This is a genomic window from Devosia marina (assembly GCF_009758415.1).
In the GTDB taxonomy this organism is placed as follows: Bacteria; Pseudomonadota; Alphaproteobacteria; order Rhizobiales; family Devosiaceae; genus Devosia; species Devosia marina.
Map to the genome: position 1 here is coordinate 287,566 of NZ_WQRF01000003.1, position 17,481 is coordinate 305,046.

Annotated in this window: 22 protein-coding genes and 1 tRNA gene; 10 read left to right on the forward strand and 13 right to left on the reverse strand. The window is 62.5% G+C overall.

Features of this window, described 5'->3' with window-relative positions:
• Positions 1-17: 17 nt before the first annotated feature.
• Complete coding sequence (locus tag GO014_RS12315) at positions 18-233, forward strand: hypothetical protein (RefSeq protein WP_157290608.1); 216 nt, start codon at positions 18-20, stop codon at positions 231-233.
• A gap of 31 nt (positions 234-264) precedes the next feature.
• Here the strand turns inward: GO014_RS12315 and GO014_RS12320 are convergent, their stop codons facing one another.
• The gene (locus tag GO014_RS12320; protein ID WP_157290610.1) at positions 265-1,179 is read right to left on the reverse strand and encodes an ArdC family protein; all 915 of its coding nucleotides are present in this window, start codon (positions 1,177-1,179) and stop codon (positions 265-267) included.
• A 248-nt stretch (positions 1,180-1,427) separates the two neighbouring features.
• Here GO014_RS12320 and GO014_RS12325 point away from each other — a divergent pair, with 248 nt between their 5' ends.
• The gene (locus GO014_RS12325; protein WP_157290612.1) at positions 1,428-1,715 is read left to right on the forward strand and encodes a hypothetical protein; all 288 of its coding nucleotides are present in this window, start codon (positions 1,428-1,430) and stop codon (positions 1,713-1,715) included.
• A gap of 250 nt (positions 1,716-1,965) precedes the next feature.
• Here GO014_RS12325 and GO014_RS12330 read toward each other — a convergent pair whose 3' ends face one another.
• From GO014_RS12330 to GO014_RS12340, 3 genes are read right to left on the reverse strand one after another with little or no spacing between them, the layout of a single operon-like run.
• Positions 1,966-3,207, reverse strand: coding sequence for a tyrosine-type recombinase/integrase (locus GO014_RS12330; protein ID WP_157290613.1), 1,242 nt, complete (start codon positions 3,205-3,207; stop codon positions 1,966-1,968).
• Positions 3,204-3,446 (reverse strand): hypothetical protein, encoded by a 243-nt coding sequence (locus tag GO014_RS12335; protein ID WP_179952965.1) that lies wholly within the window; start codon positions 3,444-3,446, stop codon positions 3,204-3,206. The genes GO014_RS12330 and GO014_RS12335 overlap by 4 nt, the downstream gene beginning before the upstream one ends.
• Positions 3,447-3,486: 40 nt before the next feature.
• Entirely contained in the window at positions 3,487-3,753 is a 267-nt protein-coding gene (locus tag GO014_RS12340) for a hypothetical protein (protein ID WP_246204598.1), read from the reverse strand.
• Positions 3,754-4,038: 285 nt separating this feature from the next.
• On the opposite strand from GO014_RS12340, the gene GO014_RS12345 reads away from it, so the two are divergent.
• Complete coding sequence (locus GO014_RS12345; protein WP_157290614.1) at positions 4,039-4,233, forward strand: hypothetical protein; 195 nt, start codon at positions 4,039-4,041, stop codon at positions 4,231-4,233.
• Between the two features lie 86 nt (positions 4,234-4,319).
• Here the strand turns inward: GO014_RS12345 and GO014_RS12350 are convergent, their stop codons facing one another.
• On the reverse strand, positions 4,320-4,691 hold the full coding sequence (locus GO014_RS12350) for a hypothetical protein (protein WP_179952966.1): 372 nt from the start codon (positions 4,689-4,691) through the stop codon (positions 4,320-4,322).
• A gap of 27 nt (positions 4,692-4,718) precedes the next feature.
• Here GO014_RS12350 and GO014_RS12355 point away from each other — a divergent pair, with 27 nt between their 5' ends.
• The 3 genes from GO014_RS12355 to GO014_RS12365 are packed head-to-tail and all read left to right on the forward strand — an operon-like array spanning position 4,719 to position 6,976.
• Positions 4,719-5,000 (forward strand): hypothetical protein, encoded by a 282-nt coding sequence (locus GO014_RS12355; protein ID WP_157290617.1) that lies wholly within the window; start codon positions 4,719-4,721, stop codon positions 4,998-5,000.
• Positions 5,001-5,051: 51 nt separating this feature from the next.
• On the forward strand, positions 5,052-5,330 hold the full coding sequence (locus tag GO014_RS12360; RefSeq protein WP_157290619.1) for a hypothetical protein: 279 nt from the start codon (positions 5,052-5,054) through the stop codon (positions 5,328-5,330).
• Positions 5,327-6,976: a recombinase family protein gene (locus tag GO014_RS12365; protein WP_157290620.1), complete on the forward strand. Its 1,650-nt coding sequence runs from the start codon at positions 5,327-5,329 to the stop codon at positions 6,974-6,976. The genes GO014_RS12360 and GO014_RS12365 overlap by 4 nt, the downstream gene beginning before the upstream one ends.
• On the opposite strand, the gene GO014_RS12370 is transcribed toward GO014_RS12365, so the two are convergent.
• The 3 genes from GO014_RS12370 to GO014_RS12380 all read right to left on the reverse strand — a co-directional run bounded on the left by GO014_RS12370 (position 6,947) and on the right by GO014_RS12380 (position 10,081).
• A tRNA-Arg gene (locus GO014_RS12370) sits at positions 6,947-7,023 on the reverse strand. The two genes, GO014_RS12365 and GO014_RS12370, sit on opposite strands and share 30 nt — an antisense overlap.
• Positions 7,024-7,150: 127 nt before the next feature.
• The gene (locus GO014_RS12375) at positions 7,151-8,578 is read right to left on the reverse strand and encodes a sensor histidine kinase (RefSeq protein ID WP_157290622.1); all 1,428 of its coding nucleotides are present in this window, start codon (positions 8,576-8,578) and stop codon (positions 7,151-7,153) included.
• Positions 8,579-8,647: 69 nt separating this feature from the next.
• Positions 8,648-10,081, reverse strand: a complete 1,434-nt coding sequence (locus GO014_RS12380) for an FAD-dependent oxidoreductase (RefSeq protein WP_157290623.1) — start codon at positions 10,079-10,081, stop codon at positions 8,648-8,650.
• 224 nt (positions 10,082-10,305) lie between these two features.
• Here GO014_RS12380 and rpmH point away from each other — a divergent pair, with 224 nt between their 5' ends.
• The 4 genes from rpmH to yihA all read left to right on the forward strand — a co-directional run bounded on the left by rpmH (position 10,306) and on the right by yihA (position 13,408).
• Positions 10,306-10,440, forward strand: coding sequence for a 50S ribosomal protein L34 (gene rpmH, locus GO014_RS12385; protein WP_035077916.1), 135 nt, complete (start codon positions 10,306-10,308; stop codon positions 10,438-10,440).
• 15 nt (positions 10,441-10,455) lie between these two features.
• Positions 10,456-10,863 carry a ribonuclease P protein component gene (rnpA, locus tag GO014_RS12390; RefSeq protein WP_116590115.1) on the forward strand — a complete coding sequence of 136 codons (408 nt, stop codon included), beginning with the start codon at positions 10,456-10,458 and terminating at the stop codon, positions 10,861-10,863.
• Positions 10,860-12,698 carry a membrane protein insertase YidC gene (gene yidC / locus GO014_RS12395; RefSeq protein ID WP_157290625.1) on the forward strand — a complete coding sequence of 613 codons (1,839 nt, stop codon included), beginning with the start codon at positions 10,860-10,862 and terminating at the stop codon, positions 12,696-12,698. Before rnpA ends, yidC begins: the two co-directional genes overlap by 4 nt.
• A gap of 65 nt (positions 12,699-12,763) precedes the next feature.
• The gene (yihA, locus tag GO014_RS12400) at positions 12,764-13,408 is read left to right on the forward strand and encodes a ribosome biogenesis GTP-binding protein YihA/YsxC (RefSeq protein ID WP_116590148.1); all 645 of its coding nucleotides are present in this window, start codon (positions 12,764-12,766) and stop codon (positions 13,406-13,408) included.
• A 94-nt stretch (positions 13,409-13,502) separates the two neighbouring features.
• Here the strand turns inward: yihA and GO014_RS12405 are convergent, their stop codons facing one another.
• The 5 genes from GO014_RS12405 to tolB all read right to left on the reverse strand — a co-directional run bounded on the left by GO014_RS12405 (position 13,503) and on the right by tolB (position 17,422).
• Positions 13,503-14,222 (reverse strand): type 1 glutamine amidotransferase, encoded by a 720-nt coding sequence (locus GO014_RS12405; protein WP_157290626.1) that lies wholly within the window; start codon positions 14,220-14,222, stop codon positions 13,503-13,505.
• A gap of 93 nt (positions 14,223-14,315) precedes the next feature.
• The gene (locus GO014_RS12410) at positions 14,316-14,504 is read right to left on the reverse strand and encodes a hypothetical protein (RefSeq protein ID WP_157290628.1); all 189 of its coding nucleotides are present in this window, start codon (positions 14,502-14,504) and stop codon (positions 14,316-14,318) included.
• A gap of 59 nt (positions 14,505-14,563) precedes the next feature.
• A complete protein-coding gene (gene msrB / locus GO014_RS12415) occupies positions 14,564-15,052 on the reverse strand; it encodes a peptide-methionine (R)-S-oxide reductase MsrB (RefSeq protein WP_157290629.1) in 489 nt (162 codons plus the stop codon).
• 179 nt (positions 15,053-15,231) lie between these two features.
• On the reverse strand, positions 15,232-15,708 hold the full coding sequence (locus GO014_RS12420) for a fasciclin domain-containing protein (protein WP_425482081.1): 477 nt from the start codon (positions 15,706-15,708) through the stop codon (positions 15,232-15,234).
• Positions 15,709-16,111: 403 nt separating this feature from the next.
• Entirely contained in the window at positions 16,112-17,422 is a 1,311-nt protein-coding gene (gene tolB / locus GO014_RS12425; RefSeq protein WP_157290632.1) for a Tol-Pal system beta propeller repeat protein TolB, read from the reverse strand.
• Positions 17,423-17,481: the final 59 nt, after the last annotated feature.

The window sequence follows — 17,481 nt, forward strand, 5'->3', positions numbered from 1 at the left end:
GGGAAAGGAGTAGGAAGATGATCCATGACAGGAATGCCATGCAGCAGGCATGGCTGACCGAGCTTGACCCGCACTACATCCCCAGCCACCCGGCGGCGCTCGCCGCCAAGGCGGCGCGGGAGGTCGAGCGCGGCAGCCGCGCCCGCAGCGCGGCCCCGGCAGCGGGCGGTTCGTCCGCGCTCGGCTGGGTCGTGATCGCGATCGTGCTGATCGCGCTCTGCGGCGGCGGCTGAGATGCGCGCCGCAATGTGGGAAGGCCGCCGCTCACGCGGCGACCTCCTGCGGGCGGGCGAGCCCGTGCAGGTAATCGATCGCGCGCTGCGCGTGTGCGGCGGCGGTGAAGACGGCGCGCTTGTCGTCCTTCAGCACCGCCAGCCAGTGCCCGATATAGGCGGCATGGTCGGCGCGATCCTCCAGCGCCAGCCCAAGGTCGGCGCACAGGAACGCGGCGCCGAGCTCGGCGACCAGCTCTTCGCGGGCGTAGCCGTCATCGCCGAAGCGCTTGCGCCCGAAGTCGCGGTCAAGCCGGGTGGCATGGCGCGTCCAGTGCGTCGCCTCGTGGGCGAGCGTCGCGTAGTAGGCCTGCGCGTCGCGGAAGGCTTCGAAGGGCGGCATCTGGATGTAGTCCAGCGCAGGGCTGTAATAGGCGCTGTCGCCGCCATGCCTGATATCGGCGCGCGTGGCCGCGAAGTAGGTTTCGGCGTCGGCGATGCGCTCGTCCGGGTTACGGCTGCTCTCGGCGAGCGCGTAGAAGTGGCCCGGCAGGCCCTCGATCTGCTGGACGTTGAAGACCGTGTAGGCCTTGAGGAACGGGACGGTGCGTTCGATATCGTCGCCGGTGGCCTCATCCGTCTCGGCACGGGTGATGGTGTTGGCGTAGACCACCGGCGATCCCTTCTCGCCCTTACGGACATGGCCGCCCAGTTCGATCGCCTGGCGGAAGGTCATCCAGATCGGCGCGCTGAACGAGCCGCTCATCGCGGACGCCCACAGCGTCAGGACGTTGATGCCGGCATAAGGCTGGCCGTTGTGCCGAAGGGGCCGCGACACATGCCCGGCGGCGTGGGCGGCGTTCCAGGGCTGGGTCCAGGGTTTCACGCCCTGCTCAAGGGCGGCGATGATCTGGTTGGTGATGCGGCTGTAGATGTCCTGCCGCGGGGTTTGCGTTTTGTCCGACATGACCTGTCTCCTTTGCGTCGGGGTTCCTCAAGACGCGGCAAGGAAGGACGGGCGGCCGAGACGGACGGTCAGGCCCTAACACGGTCCCGGCGCTCAAGCGGCGGGAGTGGTGCGGGCGGGGTTTGAGCGGCCGGCGCGCCCGGCCAGGACTCGCGTCGATCCTTGAGAACCACCGCGCCTGAAGGAGCGGCAAAGGCAGGATGCAAAACGATCCGCGGCGTGGGACCGCGCAGGGAAGGAGCAAACAGATGATGAGCTATGAGCAATGGAAGGCGCTGAACCCGCGCCAGAGGGCGAAGACCCCCGCCGTCGCCGGCGGCTACCTGCGGCCCCAGCACTACGTCACCATCAGCCTCGATGCGGACCTCGCCGCCTGGCTGCTGGAAAACGTCGTCGGGCGGAGTTCATTCACCGCCGATATAGAGGAGACCGTCATCACCGCCCTGCGGGTCATCAGGGGCGAGCTGGATGCCGGTGTGCTGGACGCCATCAAGGCCCAGGCCGGGGTCTCGGGCCGCAGACGGAAAAAGCCATAACGAACAAAGGGACTTGCCACAAACTCGCCACACGCAGAAAAAGATCGCCTCGGACAATCGAGGATTTCTGCGGGCTACAGCGGATTCTGAAAGTGGCGGGATGTGGCGCGTTTTTGGCGGTTATGAAAACGAAATCTGCCGCTAACTGCTTGATTTTAAAGTGGTGCCCAGGGACGGAATCGAACCGCCGACACGGGGATTTTCAATCCCCGAAAAACGTCGATTAAGTGCTTGATATAGATAGATTCCGCTATGCGCTTGCCACAAATTCGCCACACGCAGAAAGCTGTGCGGCTATGATGTTGGCTCTTTCGGCCCGCAAATGCGTGTGATCCGAGAACAAATGGCCGTAGACGTCGAAGGTTATCTTGACAGAAGAATGCCCCATCAGCGCCTGTACTTCTTTTGGTGTTGCGCCGCTGTGAATTTCCAGGGACGCCCGCACGTGCCGCAATGACTTGAGCGGGTAGCGCGGCCGCCCAGCGGAATCAACGATTCCACAGGCGCGCTGCAACACGTACCAGCCGCGATTGGTGATGTTGCCGTGGCTCTCGACCATGCCGGTTCCGGTCGGGAAGACCAGATCAAGCTCGCTATGCGGGCAGTGGGCTTTCCAGGCCCGCAGAGCATCGATGACGAGGTCCGGCATATGAATGGTTCGGTAGGAGGATGCTGACTTCGGCAGTCCAATCTCCCGCGTCTCCGTGGCATCCTGCGAAACAGTGATCGTGCGCTTCTCGAAGTTCACGTCCCTCCAGGGCAGGCCGATCACCTCGCAAGGGCGCATGCCGGAGTAAGCCAAAACAAGGAAAAATGGCTCGTATCGCGCCCAGGCTTTCGCCGTTTGACGATTGGTGCTGTGCCTTAACTCCTGCGCCTTGGCCAACAAGGCCCGCACCTCTGCGAGGCTGGGAATCGCCATATCTTCCTGCTTTTCGTGACGCTGGGAGATCAGAATGGCCGTGCTCTCTGCGGGGTCACTCCGAAGCCGCCCATCAGTCCGGGCTTGCGCCAGTATCGACTTGAAGGAAGTCAGTATTTTCTTCGCGTACTTGCGCGAAAAATCCCGCAAGAGACTGTCACGAAACTCATCGCACGTGACCGGCGTTAATTGGTTCAGCCGCACATTGCCGATCCGGGCCGCGATGATCTCGACGTGCTCACGGTACTTTCTCAGTGTCGAACCTTCTACGGGCTCGCGACCCTTGCGGCCTGTGTTCTCGCACACATCCAGCCAACGGCTGGCCGCTTCGGAAATAGTGACCGTATCGCGATCATGGAGGAAATCATGATGACCGAGCGTTGCCACAAAGGCGTCGGCGTCCATGCGCCGCGCGAAAGATTTATAGCGGATATGCCCTGACACCGGCTCTTTATACCGGACCTGCCAGCCAACGCCGGATCGCCCTTTTCTTTTTCTGATGTCTGCCATAATCAAACAATTGTTATTGTTATTTCTTAATATAGAACAAAAAGTGAACTTATAAGTCAATTCTTATTTCTGTACTGATTCTCCGCGTCTATTTGCAGCTGCCGGTAGATATTCACCAGTGTACCGCGCTCGATCTTTAGGGTTCCCTCGATCGGGTCGACGAAGAAGGGCAGCTTGCGGCACCCGGCGGCATCCTTGTCGGCTGCCCGCTTCATCTGGCGCGGGGTCAGTTCGACCCCCATTTCGGCCAGCACCTGCCGCGCCTGTTCAAGGCCGATATAATGCGGCGGCATTTGCATCCGCGCCCCCTTTTTCTCCTGTCTCCCGTGCGTCCTGTCGCTACCGCGGATCGTACTCTTCAGCGGCAGAGCGGTAGGCGCCTCTCTTCGTCACCTTCGTCACCGGACGACCGCGACGGTTGCGAGGAATGACTTTCTCGCCCACCTGGTCGATCGGATTGATGAACAGGACCACGCCGAAGGTGCGGCACACCCTGTATTCATCTTCAATTTCATGGAAGGTCTCGAAGATCGCCTGACGCATTTCGGCGAAACTCATCTCGCCGAGTATCCTTATCTGCATCCAAACACTCAAAATAATCGTCATTAGAAATCACTCTCACTATTCTTAAATTATATCGCGGCCGCAGCCCTCCAATCAAATTTCAAAACCCCTCAAACCCGCACAAACGCTCGTCTTCGCGCGTGCTGCGCCTGTCGCCACGCATGCGTCCGGCCGTGATCCGCGCCCGTCGCCGCCGCGACGCTGCGCGCCGTTTTCTTCCCGCTTCTCCTCTCCGCCCGACCACAGGGACCTCATCCGTCGATGATGTGTGTGACCGGGGCCGTTGAGGCCCTGATGGTCGGGGCCTCCGAGAAGAAGGAGAATGCGATGTCCCGCATCATCACTGTCAGCGAACTCAGCCACAAATCCCTGGCCGAACTGCATGCCCTGTACCGTCAGGTGCAGCTTGCACTGGCCCACGCGCAACCGGGCACGGAGGCGCACCGTCACGCGGTCGCGAGCCTCGATGCCGTCAGTCGGATGATCCGCCAGCGGCAGCAGGCGCCCGCGCCGCGGTTCTAATGCCGGCCTGCCGGCCCGGTTGCCGCCGGGCCGGTTTCGCGGGGTTTCGGCGAGGAATGGCCCGCCGGAGCACCGCTATCTTCATTTCAGAGGAAAGGAGGCGACGGATGTCCTGTTGCGATCATAACGAAACGGTGACGGTCGAAATCACCGTCCCGCCCTGCCATGTGGCGGTCGCCCGCCGGTTCCTGGCGACAATCGGCGAGCCGGATACGGAAGAGAATGTCCGTAAACACTTTACGTCGATCATTGACCGGATTTGGGTCTATGCCTGCTGGCAGCAGCGCTTTCAGGAAGGGCGTTGCGATCCGGGCGGCGGGCCGCTCGGTCTTGATGGTGAAGAGCCGATATTCCGAGATTAGAAAAGGCCCGCATCTCAGGATGCGGGCCTTCTTTATTGTGACGCCGCGCATTTCCACGCGCTTTCCCCGTGAAAACCCGCCAGTCGCCGACCGCATATTCGTCTCATGAGACAGGAGGCGAATATGGACGGTCATCGACAGGAGCGCCCCGGCGCCGTGCCGGCAGACTTCAGGCGCTGGGCGCAGAACTATCTGCGCGCCCGCAACGAGCGCGCCACCAGCACCCGCATCAATGCCATGTACGACGCCGTGAGCCTGGTGCTCGGGCTGACGGCGGCGGCGCATTCATCCGAAGCGTATGAGCGCGCCTGGGAGGCTTATTGCGACGGACTGGGCGCGATCAGCCGCGAACGCGGCCTTGAGCGGCATCCGCACCGCTATCGCGGCGCAGCGAACGACAACTGAACCGGCCGGCGGCTGGGCTGCCGGCTTCCCACCAACACCGAGGACGATGAGATGCGCGGGCATATGTCCAGCGATCGCCGGGCTTTGCGTGCCGATGCGGCCATTGCCGCACCGGGCGCGCACCCGCATGCGTCCGCGGACCTGCGCGTCACCAGCACGCTGGACGGAGATTATCCGGTCAGTGACGAAGAACTGGCCGTTCTCGAAGCCTTCCTGATGCCGGCGCTCGCGCGCCTTTTCGATGACGGCAAGGTCAAACCAGACTCGAAACAGCCGCAAAGGCCTGCCATACAGGATGAAGACTGTATCGATACGGAAATACGGTCATGACCCGGCATAGTGCACCATCGTCGACCAATGCAGCGCCGCTGCGCGCCGCGCTCTATATGCGCGTGTCCACCGGGCGGCAGGCGGAAAGCGACCTGTCCATCCCGGACCAGCGACGGCAGATGACGGCGTTCTGCGGCGCGCGCGGCTGGGAGGTCGCGGCGGAGTTTGTCGACGCGGGCCTGTCCGGCACGGATGACAACCGGCCGCAGCTCCAGCGCCTGCTCGATATCGCCACGGCGGGCGGCGCACCCTTCGATGCCGTCATCGTCCATAGCTTCAGCCGCTTTGCCCGCGATCACTTCGCGCTCGAATATCATGTCCGCCGCCTGCGCAAGCACGGCATCCGGCTTGTCAGCATCACGCAGGATCTGGGGGACGACCCGATGAGCGTGATGGTCCGGCAGGTCTTCGCGCTGTTCGACGAGTACCAGTCAAAGGAAAATGCCAAGCATGTCCTGCGCGCGATGCAGGAGAATGCAAGGCAGGGCTTCTGGAACGGCGCGGCGGCCCCCTACGGCTATGCCATCGTGGCGGCAGGGCAGCGCGGGGCGAAGACCAAGAAGAAGCTCGCCATCGACCCGGTCGAGGCCGAGACCGTGCGGCTGATCTTCCGTCTGTTCATCGAGGGTGACGGTACGTCCGGCCCGATGGGCGTCAAGGCGGTCGCCGCATGGCTGAACGATCACGGCCATCGCACCCGCCGCGGCGCGCGCTGGGGCATCGGGCCGCTGCACAAGCTCATCACCAGCACGGTCTACAAGGGCGAGTATCGCTTTAACCAGAAAGTCTGGAAGACGAAGGAGGACAAGCCAGTGGACGAGCAGGTCATCGTCCCGGTCGACCCGATCATCGACCCGGCGACCTTCGACCGGCTGCAAAAGATGCTGAAGGCCCGCAACCCGAAGGTGACGCCGCCGCGCACCGTGACCGGGCCGATCCTGCTGACCGGCCTTGCCACCTGCGCCAGCTGCGGCGGCGGCATGACCCTGCGCACCGGCAAGTCAGGCCGCTATCGCTACTATGCCTGCGCCACCTGTGCCCAGAAGGGCAAGAGCGCCTGCAAGGGCCGCGCGATCCCGATGGACCGGCTCGACAACATTGTTACGGAAAGGCTCGCTGCCGACCTGCTGACACCCTCAAGGGTCCACTCCCTTCTGGAAGCCCTGCTGGAGCGGCAGGCGGCCCGCAACAGCGACCATGCCGAACGGGTGGCGGCGCTGCGCGCCAAACTGCTCGAAGCCGAGGGCCGGCTCAGCCGCCTTTACCAGGCCATCGAGACCGGCATCGCCGACCCCGCCGACCCGACTCTCAAAGACCGGATCGAAGCGCTGCGCACCGAGCGCGACATCGCGCAAGCGACACTCGACCGGGCGCTCACCGAAATGCGCCCGGAAGCGCGGATCACGCAGGAGAAGATTCAGGCTTTCACCGAAACCATGCGGGCCAACATCTGTGACGGCCCCGTCCCGTTCCGCCGCGCCTATCTGCGCGCCATGATCGACAATGTAGAAGTCGACGACACGGAAATCCGCATCCACGGCCGGAAAACCGTTCTGGAACGCTTGGTTATGGGAAGCGGAGCAACTGCGGCCGGAGTGCCCAGTTTTGTTCGTAAATGGCGCGCCCGAAGAGATTCGAACTCCTGACCCCCAGATTCGTAGTCTGGTGCTCTATCCAGCTGAGCTACGGGCGCGCAAACCGACATGTGCGGTAGGCTTGTAGGATCGGTGCGTCTAGCGCTGCCGATCAAAGCGGGGCAACCCATACATGGGTGTTCTGGCCATTGCAAGCGGGGCGGTGACGATTTTCGTGGGAAGAATTCAGCCTTCCGTGCGCCGGACCGGCAGTGTGATGTCGAAGCGGGTCCCCTGCCCCTCATCCACATGCGCCAGAGTCCCGCCATGCGCTTCGGTAATCTCCCGGGCGATGGCCAGTCCTAGCCCGGTACCGCCCGAGCGGGCCGAGCCTTCAAAGGCGATGAACAGGTTTTCCCGCGCGCGCGGTGGCAGGCCCGGTCCATTGTCGCGCAGGGTAATAACCGTGCGTTCGGGATCGGCACTGGCGCGAGCCTCGATGCGAAAATCCTGCGCTTCGCCCGGCACGGCTTCCAGGGCCTCGCGCGCATTCTTGAGCAGATTGACCAACACCCGCCCCATCTGCCCCGCATCCACCTCAACCATCAACGAGGCATCCACGCCATTGTCGAACGCGATCAGCGGATTGCCCGCCACACGGGCGTCGAAGGCAGCGTCGTCCACCAGCGTGCGCAGATTGACCGGCGCAAATTGCGGCACGATGGACGTCTCCCGGCCATAATCGAGCACTGCCTGGGCAAAGCCGATAGCCTTGTCCAATGTAGTCACCAGCCGCGGCGCCAGCCGTTGCACCTTGGGATCGTCCAGCGTCGCCACCTGATCGGACAGCAATTGCGCCGAGCTCAGCGTGTTGCGCAGATCGTGATTGATCTTGGCCACCGCCAGCCCCAGATCGGCCAGATGCCGCCTTTGCCGCAACATGGAAAACAGCTCCGTTTCCATATCGGCCAATTCTCGTTCAAGAATTCCGATTTCGTCCGACCGTCTGGAAGGAATCAGAATCAGGGAGGCGTTTTCGGGCGCCTTGCGGAAGGCCAGCATATTGCGGGTCACCCGCAGGACCGGGTCAATGAACAGGCGGCTGACCAGGACATAGAGCACAAAGGCCGTCACCGCCGCGATACCGAAGGAGACCAGCGCAAAACTGCGCGAATAGTCGAACATGTCCCGCCGCAGTGGCGCTTCGGGCATCAGCAGCTCGACCAGGCTTTCATTGAGATCGCCCTCGCCCACCACCCGCAGCGTACGTCCGGGCGGCGCAACCAGCGTATCGAGTGCGCCCCAGACCCGGCTGGGCAGGTCGCCCTGTCGCAGATCGGCGGTGACGACCGTGTCCGGCATCACCGGATTGGTCAACTCGATCAGCTGGCTCTGCCCTTCGCGTCGATAGACAATGGCATGGGCACCGGCTGAGTTGAGCAGCCTGTCGGTCAGGTCGCGCGGCAGCGCCATCACATCGGGCACCGCGTCGAGCACCCGCGCCGCCACCACGCCGACCTGCAGGCGGTCTTCCAGCCAGGTGGTGCGAAAGCTTGCAACAGAGGGCAGAAAGATGACGATTTCGACCAGCAGGATCACGCCAATGATTGTGGCGATCAGCTTGCTTGAAAGCCCCGGAAACCGGCCGGCCATGGCATTGGGCTGGTCCTTCATCCTCGCAATCCTGCCAATCCCTCTCAGGCCCCCATTTGTTGTCACTGCACAGCCCTGCCAGCGCGCAGCTTAGATACCGAGCCGCCGCCGCACCGCGCCGAGACGCCTTGCAAAGGAAGATACGGCTTCAGCCCCACTCTGGTTTTCACCCAAAGCGGCCAGAATGGCCAGAAGGCTTGGATGGGGCAGGCTGAGATCAGCCAATTGCCCGAGCGCAATGCCTTTTTCCATCGCCAGCGCCAGAACGCCAGCCAGTTCGCCGGCCTCCGGTCCCACCAGGCTCGCCGCCAGTATCTGTCCCTTGGGATTAACCAGGACCTTGGCCAGCCCCCTGTCCTGCCCGAGTGCGCGCGCCTTGCCATTTTCGCTCAGCCCGCCGCGCAAGATCACATGTCCCGCCGCCAACGGCTTGGAGTCGGTCGGCCAGCGGCCAATCTCGGCCAGGGCCGGCTCGGTCTGCACCAATTGTGGCTGCTGGGCCGGCTGATGCCGCGGCGCCCCCAGCACCAGTGCTTCAATCACCGCCCGGCCATGGCTGAGCGCGTGGTGCCATTGCCCGATACCCGCGCTGGCACCGACCACCCGGATCCGCCGATTGCTTGTTTGCCCCAGGGCGCCAAGGGCAAATTGCCGCGCCTTGCCGCGCAGGGGCCGCAGGCGCGCCGCCTCCAACCCCATGTCGTCCAGGCTCGCCTGAGTGCCGGCGCACACCAATACATGCGAAATGTCGAGCACTTCACTCGCACCATCGGGCAGCGTGATCGTGGCACCAATACCCTGCGACCGGGGCTGGATCGCCTCCAATTTGCCACCGTCGATCACCCGCACGCCCTCTTCGCTCAGGCATTGCAGCACAATGCCGGCCGCCTCGATATCGAAGCCGGGCAGTGCCGCACCCTGTGGCACCAGCGTTACATCCGATCCCAGCCGCGCAAAGGCCTGTGCCAATGCCAGGCCTTCCGGATCGGCGCCAATCACCAGCAGATGGGTGAGCTTGCGGCTGTTCTCGAGAATGCTGTCGGGTGTGAAATAGCCAGCCTCATCGAGGCCGGAAATCTCCGGCAATAACGCAGCGCCACCGACCGCCAGCACAATCGCCTGCGGGCGCACCTGAACATCGCCCACCGCCAATGTCATGGCATCGACAAAGCGCGTGTCACCCCGGAGCACCGATATGCCAAGCCCCGTCAATCGCTCGCGACTGTCGAGCGGGGCCTGTTCGGCGGCCAGGCTTCGTGCCCTCTTCTGCACCGCGCGCATGCTGACCTTGGGATCTACGCCGGCCAGACCCAGTGCGTCGGCATTGCGCATGGCCTGGGCCCGCGACGCGCTCGCCACCAGCGAGGCGACCTGCACCGCCCGCTGCGGTGCGTCGCCGGGTTCGGCGTGTCCCCTGTCAACAAGCAAAACACGAGCGCCAAGGCGCCGGGCATGCTGGGCCAGCGCGATTCCGAGCGCGCCTGCGCCCACAATGCAAAGCTCGGGTCGAGTAATCTCAGCCATGTCCGCCACAGGCCAGAACCATTGCCGCTCTTATGCGGGGGAAAGCGCGGCTTGACAACTGGGCCACTTTGGCTGTTCCGCGTGCCAATGCGCGTTGACTTGGGCATGTCTTTTCCCTATAGACCCCACCAACGCGAAGGCGGCGCGCATGCCCGCCTCAGGGATTATTCTGCTTTCAAGCAGCACCAAATAAGAGGAACCGTGCGACAGCGCGGTCTGATGTTATGAAGCGTACATACCAGCCTTCCAAGCTCGTGCGTGCCCGTCGTCACGGTTTCCGTGCCCGTATGGCGACCAAGGACGGCCGCGCGATTCTCAATCGCCGCCGCCGCGACGGCCGCAAGAAGCTTTCGGCCTAAGGGATTTGTGGCCGGATGACGGCCGAACAGTCCACGCGCCAAGCGACATTGCGCCGCCTCAAGCGGCGCGCGCAATTCTTAAACGCCGCCCGGGGCAATCGCGCCGGGCGTTCTGCGTTTGGATTGCAGGCCGTTCCCAGCCGTGAACCCGATCCCGGCATCGGCTTTACCGTCACCAAGAAAGTCGGCAATTCGCCTCAGCGCAACCGGATAAAGCGGCGTCTTCGCGCCGCTGCGGCAGCATGCGCGCGTGACTTTGTGCCCGGACATGACTATGTCCTTCTGGCGCGGCGCGAGGCCATCAGCCAGCCTTTCACCAAGCTCGTCGCCGATCTCGGCGGCCTCATCGCTCGTGTGCATGACACAAAACTGAGCGACAATCGCAAATCACCCGGCCGCGGCCAACGGAACCCGAGACCATGAATTCTGACAATCGCAATGTGATCCTTGCCGTCGTGCTCAGCATGATCGTGCTGTTCGGCTGGCAGTTTTTCATTGCCGGTCCACAATTGGAACAGGCCCAGCGCCAGGCTGAAATTGCTGCCCAGCAGCAGGCCGAATCCGAGCAACTTGCCGTACCGGCAACCAATGCCGACGGGTCTGCTGCAGCGCCGGCCGCAACAAGCGGCGCGCCGCAGGTCTTCGCCGATCGCGACACAGCCATCGCCGCCACCGACCGCGTCGCCATTTCCACGGCTGACCTCGAGGGTTCGATCAATCTGACCGGCGCCCGCATCGATGATCTCGAACTCAAGCAATACCGTGAGACGGTCGATCCCGATTCCCCGATCATTGCCCTGCTCAAGCCCGCCGGCCTGCCCGATGCCTATTTCGTCGAACAGGGCTGGGCCGCTGCCGCCGGCTCCAGCGTCGCCCTGCCGACCAGCCAGTCGGTGTGGACCCTTGAAGGCGACAACGCCACCCTGACCGCTGATACCCCGGTCACTCTGCGCTTTGACAATGGCGAGGGCCTTGTATTCCACCGCACCTTTGCCGTGGACGATTTCTATCTCTTCACCGTCACCCAGACCGTGGAAAACACTGGGGCCGGCGACGTCGCCCTGTTCCCCTATTCGCGCGTCATCCGCCACGGCAATCCGCAGGTGCAAAACTTCTTCATCCAGCATGAAGGACCGATCGGCGTGCTGGGTTCGAACAATTATGTCGCCCGCAAATACGGGGACCTGCAGAACGAGCGCCAGGTCGACTTCTCCTCGACCACCGGCTGGCTCGGCATTGCCGACAAATATTGGGCGACCGCAGTGCTCCCCAAGCCAGAGACCGCAATCAATGCGCGTTTTGCCTTTAGCCAGTCGGGCGGCACCAATGTGTTCCAGACCAACTATGTCGAGACACAACCGGTCATGGTGCCGGCCGGCGGCACGGTCAGCCATGAAGCCTATGTCTTTGCCGGTGCCAAGGAAGACCGCGTCATCGCCGCCTATCAGGAAGACTTTGGTTTCGACCGCCTTGAACTGCTGATCGACTGGGGCTGGTTCCACTTCCTCACCAAGCCGATGCACTGGCTGCTGGTCACCCTCTACGGCATTCTGGGCAATTTCGGCCTGGCCGTGCTGGCGGTGACCGTCATCGTCAAGGCCATCTTCTTCCCCCTCGCCAACCGCTCCTACGCCTCCATGGCTGCCATGCGCCGCGTGCAGCCGGAAATGAAGGCCATTCAGGAGCGCCTCAAGGACGATCGCGCCGCCCAGCAGCAGGCAATGATGGAGCTGTACAAGAAAGAGAAGATCAACCCGCTGTCCGGGTGCTGGCCGATCCTCATTCAGATCCCGGTCTTTTTTGCGCTCTACACCGTGATCTTCATCTCGCTCGAAATGCGGCACGCGCCCTTCTTCGGCTGGATTCAGGACCTGGCGGCGCCCGATCCGACCAATATCTTCACCCTGTTCGGCCTGATCCCCTGGAATCCGACCGCGCTGCCGATCCTGGGCTCCTTCCTGCATCTGGGCATCTGGCCGGTCATCATGGGCATTTCCATGTGGGTGCAGATGCGCCTCAACCCGCCGCCGCCCGATCCGACCCAGGCCATGATCTTCAACTGGATGCCGGTGATCTTCACCTTCATGCTGGGCACTTTCCCGGCAGGTCTGGTGATTTACTGGGCCTGGAACAACACGCTCTCGATTGCCCAGCAATGGTTCATCATGAAGCGGCACGGTGTTGAGGTGAACCTGTTCGGCAACATCATCGACAGCTTCCGCCGCAAGCCCAAGCCGGCCGAGCCAACCAAGAGCTGAGCCGCATTGAACGAATGAATGGGCCCGCCGCTTCGCCGGCGGGCTTCTCCTATCTGGGGTCACACATGACGCAACCCGACTATTCTCCCGACACCATTGAGCGCGGCCGCCTGCTGTTTGCCCGGCCCTTCCTGTTCGTGAAGGGTTGCGTGAAACTGGCCGACCTGCCGCCCATGGATAGGCTTGAAATTGCCTTTGCCGGCCGCTCCAATGTCGGCAAGTCGAGCCTGATCAACGCCCTGTGCGGCACTTCGGGCCTGGCCCGCACCTCCAATACGCCTGGGCGCACGCAGGAACTCAACATCTTCGAGAGCCAGAGCGAAAACCTGCGCATCGTCGACATGCCCGGCTATGGCTACGCCAAGGCGCCTGAGCCCAAGGTCAGGGCCTGGACCGCCCTGATCCACCAATACCTCACCGGTCGCGCCACCCTGCGCCGTGTCTATGTGCTGATCGACAGCCGGCACGGCGCCAAGGACAACGATATCTCGGTGATGAACGAGCTCGACCGCGCGGCGGTCAGCTATCAGGTGGTAATGACCAAGGTCGACAAGCCCTCCGCCAAGGACCTTGAAAGCGCCGTCGCCAAGACCCGCGCCGCCATTGCAAAGCGCCCCGCCGCCCATCCGGACATCATTCAGACATCATCGGAAAAAGGCACCGGCCTCAATCAGTTGCGCAGCGAGATCGCGCTGCTGCTCGAGAGCTGATCCGCTCCAGAAGCAAAGGGCGCCCTGGGGCGCCCTTACATATGTTCTGATTGGTCGGGCGGCCAAGCCAATGCTCTGTCACACTCACACGGCCTTAGCGGCGACTGCCTGCGTCCTGCATGAACCGCGCAATATAGTCGCGCAGAAGGGCGCTGTCCGAGGCGCTCGAAAACGAACCCAGGGCTTCTGCAATCACCCCGTCGGTCGCTTTGCCGCGGCGCAGTTCCACCAGGGCCGTACCGTAGCTGTCATCGAACTCGGGATGCGGCTGAAAGCTCAGGGCCTGACCGGAACGATAGAACAAGCCCGCATTGGGCGTGAAATCCGATGCCAGGATCACCTCGGCCTCATCGGGTGGCGCGATCACCTGGTCCTGATGCGAACACACGACGGAGAGGGATTCGGGTGCCGCCTCCATGAAATTGGGACGGTCAATCACCCGATACTGGTGGCGGCCCAGCCCCCAGCCTTTTTCCGACTTCCGCACGTTCCCGCCGAGTGCATCGGCCATCGCTTGATGCCCAAAGCAGATCCCCAGCATCGGGGTCCGCGCCGCATAAGCCTGGCGGATGAAGTCGCGCAAGGGGTCGAGCCAGGCGTGGTCTTCATAAACGCCGGCTGAGGAACCGGTAATGGCGATGCCCTCTAACCCAGCAGGGTCAGGCAGGGACTCGCCGTCCAGCACTCTTACCGCTTCATAGTCGAAGGTCCGCCCGGTCGACGCGAACATCTCACGAAACATGACGGAATAAGGATCGAACTGGTCTCGGAGCGGGTCTGGTACTTTGCCGACTTCGATAGTGGTTATCTTCATGGCCAACCGCGTGCTTGTAACCCGATTGGCATATCGGAAACGCACAGGCCCGATCAAGCACGCGCCTGTGCGAGGCGGCAATGCAGCGGCGAATTAATTGTTGCCGTCGTTTGGGCGTGATTTGCGCCCGCCGTCGCGCCGGTCGTCCTTGGTTTTCGCGTCGCCGGGCGCCTGACCGAAATGCGTACCGCCCAGATGCCCACCAGTACTGACATTTTCGAGCTTTTCGTCGACCGGCTTGGCCTCTGCTTGCTGATCTTGATCGTGCTTGATTTCACTCATGGCTGTTCTCCTCTGTCAGGAGGCCAATGTGCGAGACGCACGATCGTTCCGTCCGGCCTCTATGCCGCTGGCGCGAAACGCAATGACAATCCATTGATGCAATAGCGCAGCCCGGTCGGCGGCGGACCATCCTCGAACACATGCCCCTGATGCCCACCACAATTGGAACAGTGAACCTCGATCCGGGTCATGAACAACGAGTTGTCTTCCCTGGTGCCGATAGCGCCGGGAATGAAGTCCCAGAAACTCGGCCAGCCGGTGCGGCTGTCATACTTCTTCTCGGATTCGAACAAGGCCTGGTCACAGCCTGCGCAATGGTAAGTGCCAGCCCGCTTTTCCTCATTCAGGGGGGAAGTATAGGGGCGCTCGGTATCTTCATGCCGCAACACCTGATAGGCGGCGGGCGACAGGCGCGCCTGCCATTCTTCATCGCTTAGAGTGAAGGGAAAATCCCCCTCCACCGCATTGGCCGTTCGTCCCAGCCCCAAAGCAGCGCCGAGCGCCAGCAGCGAACCGGAAAACAGCATCGTGCGTCGATTTAGGGTCATGGCAACCTCCTCAAATTGGCAATGCCCGACAGAACGCCGGGCAGCACCAAGTCAGCAAGAACGTGACCACATGCGCCCACGGGCGTCCATCAGGGTCACGTCAAGGTGAGGCTCCGCATATCGGGACGGGCGAATGCGGAGCCCCGTTCCTGCACTATTCGAAAACGTGCAGGGTTTGGTTACATCGCGGGAAGCAGAACCGCGTCGATGACGTGGATCACGCCATTGGACTGGTCCACATCGGCGATGGTCACGGTAGCCATGCCGCCATTGGCGTCGGTGATCTTGACCATGTCGCCGTCGAGGCTGAAGGTCAGTTCGCCACCCTGCACGGTGGCAGCGCTGTATTCACCGCCATTGTCGTTGATCATCTGCACCAGGTCACCCGAGTGAATGTCACCGGCAATGACGTGATAGGTCAGAACGGCAGTCAGCTGATCCTTGGCCTCGGGTGCCAGCAGACCTTCGACCGTGCCTTCCGGCAGGGCTGCAAACGCAGCATTGACCGGGGCAAACACGGTGAACGGACCTTCGCCCGACAGCGTCTCGACCAGGCCGGCAGCCTGAACGGCAGCAACCAGTGTGGTGTGGTCGGCCGAGTTTACGGCGTTTTCGATGATGTTGTTGGTGGCAGGCATGGCAGCGCCGCCGACCATGGGAGCGTCCTGGGCGATAACACCACCGGCGACCGAACCAAAAGCAAGAACGGCAGCGACGGAGAGAGCACGAATAGAAATGGTCATATTGAAGTTCCTTCCTGTGTAATTCTGTTCCCATTCATCTCGATGGGACGCAGGAAGATACGGGCCCCCTCTCAACCCAGTTTCGCCGGCATCGAAAAAACATAAGAAAATTTCACGCGGCAAAACTGCGTTATATATCAGTTACTTATGGACCAAGAAGCAACCAGATCTCGCCCTTCGAAAAAGAAAAATCTGCGGTGATCCAACCGGGCGGCACCTGCGTAAAAGAGCCCATTTTGGCCAAGGTTCCCGGCCTGACAAAAAATCCCTCCGACCAGCGGAGGGATTTTGAATGCGGTGCCAATAGGGACCGGCGTCAGGTTCTCAGGCCCGACCAGGCCGGGTCCGACGCATAGCTTTCCGTCGGTACGGTCTGGGCCGCGCGCCCCCAGATATCCACGCTCATCAGGCGCGGGCCATCATTGCCCCCTGGATCCTGATAGAACATGATCACTCGCCCATTGGGCGCCCAGGTCGGCCCTTCGGCGTGATAGCCCGAATAGAGCAGGCGCTCACCCGAACCGTCCGGGTTCATGATGCCGATATGGAATTGTCCGCCCGACTGGCGGGTAAAGGCGATCAAATCGCCCTTGGGCGACCACACCGGCGTCGAGTAGCTGCCCTGACCGAAGCTGATGCGCTGGGCATTTCCGCCCCCGGCGCCCATCATGTAGATCTGCGGCGAACCGCCTCGGTCACTCTCGAAGATGATCCGGCTGCCATCAGCCGAGTAGGAAGGTGAGGTATCGATCGCCGCGCCCGAAGTAAGCTGCATCGGCTGCCCGCCGCCGGTCGAGATCGCATAGAGATTGGTGCTGCCGCCCTGCTCCACCGAAAAGGCTACCGTACCGCCGTCCGGGGAAAATCGCGGGGCAAAGGTCATTGCTCCCACATTCGCGAGGCGCTGCTGCCGGCCGGTTGAAAGTTGCAACAGATAGACCTGCGGATTGCCCTCGGCAAAATTCATGTAGGTGACGAGGTCGCCGTTGGGCGAAAAGCGCGGCGTCAGCGCCATGGTCTGCCCGTCAGTGAGATAGCTCACATTGGCCCCGTCCTGATCCATGATCGCCAGGCGCCGCACGCGATTGGCCTTGGGTCCGCTCTCGGCGACATAGAGCACACGGGTATCGAAATAGCCCGTGCCACCCGAGAGCTGCGAATAGATCGCGTCCGAAACCAGATGCCCGATGCGGCGGGCAGAGCTGGGGTCTGTGGCGTAGCTGTTGCCGACGACCTGCGCCGCCTGCTGGGTATCCCAGACGCGGACGGATGCAGAGATCTGCCCTCCGCGCTCCACCGCACCCATCACCACGCCGTCGACATTGGCGGTGCGCCACACATTGAAGTCGGGCGTTGCATTCACATCGCCCACCGCAACCGGCAGCGACGCCGGATCGAGCGGCAGGAACAGGCCGGAGCGCCGCAGGTTATTGCGCACGATATCGGCAATCTCGCGCCCAAAAGCCGGGTCTGACGAGGCAAAGTCAGGGATGGCTATGGGCAATGGCTGAAAATTGGCGCCTTCCACCACGATGCGCAATTGCGCAAGCGACATCGGGGCTGTGGCCAACATAGCGCCGCCGGCCAGGCCAAGCTTGAGCGCCGCGCGTCTAGTGAACAGGGTCATCGGTCCTATCTTACTCCGGTCTTGCCGTTTGGCCGCAGTTTGGCCAGCAAACTGGCAAA

Excerpts from the sequence above, each read along its gene's own strand:
- yihA (WP_116590148.1), top strand. The coding sequence starts at position 12,764 with ATGACGCAACCCGACTATTCTCCCGACACCATTGAGCGCGGCCGCCTG.
- GO014_RS12375 (WP_157290622.1), bottom strand. The coding sequence starts at position 8,578 with ATGAAGGACCAGCCCAATGCCATGGCCGGCCGGTTTCCGGGGCTTTCA.
- msrB (WP_157290629.1), bottom strand. The coding sequence starts at position 15,052 with ATGACCCTAAATCGACGCACGATGCTGTTTTCCGGTTCGCTGCTGGCG.
- GO014_RS12325 (WP_157290612.1), top strand. The coding sequence starts at position 1,428 with ATGATGAGCTATGAGCAATGGAAGGCGCTGAACCCGCGCCAGAGGGCG.
- GO014_RS12320 (WP_157290610.1), bottom strand. The coding sequence starts at position 1,179 with ATGTCGGACAAAACGCAAACCCCGCGGCAGGACATCTACAGCCGCATC.
- GO014_RS12405 (WP_157290626.1), bottom strand. The coding sequence starts at position 14,222 with ATGAAGATAACCACTATCGAAGTCGGCAAAGTACCAGACCCGCTCCGA.
- GO014_RS12420 (WP_425482081.1), bottom strand. The coding sequence starts at position 15,708 with ATGGTCGGCGGCGCTGCCATGCCTGCCACCAACAACATCATCGAAAAC.
- GO014_RS12355 (WP_157290617.1), top strand. The coding sequence starts at position 4,719 with ATGGACGGTCATCGACAGGAGCGCCCCGGCGCCGTGCCGGCAGACTTC.
- rnpA (WP_116590115.1), top strand. The coding sequence starts at position 10,456 with ATGACGGCCGAACAGTCCACGCGCCAAGCGACATTGCGCCGCCTCAAG.
- GO014_RS12410 (WP_157290628.1), bottom strand. The coding sequence starts at position 14,504 with ATGAGTGAAATCAAGCACGATCAAGATCAGCAAGCAGAGGCCAAGCCG.
- GO014_RS12335 (WP_179952965.1), bottom strand. The coding sequence starts at position 3,446 with ATGCAAATGCCGCCGCATTATATCGGCCTTGAACAGGCGCGGCAGGTG.
- GO014_RS12380 (WP_157290623.1), bottom strand. The coding sequence starts at position 10,081 with ATGGCTGAGATTACTCGACCCGAGCTTTGCATTGTGGGCGCAGGCGCG.
- yidC (WP_157290625.1), top strand. The coding sequence starts at position 10,860 with ATGAATTCTGACAATCGCAATGTGATCCTTGCCGTCGTGCTCAGCATG.
- GO014_RS12350 (WP_179952966.1), bottom strand. The coding sequence starts at position 4,691 with ATGCGGTCGGCGACTGGCGGGTTTTCACGGGGAAAGCGCGTGGAAATG.
- tolB (WP_157290632.1), bottom strand. The coding sequence starts at position 17,422 with ATGACCCTGTTCACTAGACGCGCGGCGCTCAAGCTTGGCCTGGCCGGC.
- GO014_RS12340 (WP_246204598.1), bottom strand. The coding sequence starts at position 3,753 with ATGACGATTATTTTGAGTGTTTGGATGCAGATAAGGATACTCGGCGAG.
- GO014_RS12365 (WP_157290620.1), top strand. The coding sequence starts at position 5,327 with ATGACCCGGCATAGTGCACCATCGTCGACCAATGCAGCGCCGCTGCGC.
- GO014_RS12315 (WP_157290608.1), top strand. The coding sequence starts at position 18 with ATGATCCATGACAGGAATGCCATGCAGCAGGCATGGCTGACCGAGCTT.
- rpmH (WP_035077916.1), top strand. The coding sequence starts at position 10,306 with ATGAAGCGTACATACCAGCCTTCCAAGCTCGTGCGTGCCCGTCGTCAC.
- GO014_RS12345 (WP_157290614.1), top strand. The coding sequence starts at position 4,039 with ATGTCCCGCATCATCACTGTCAGCGAACTCAGCCACAAATCCCTGGCC.
- GO014_RS12360 (WP_157290619.1), top strand. The coding sequence starts at position 5,052 with ATGCGCGGGCATATGTCCAGCGATCGCCGGGCTTTGCGTGCCGATGCG.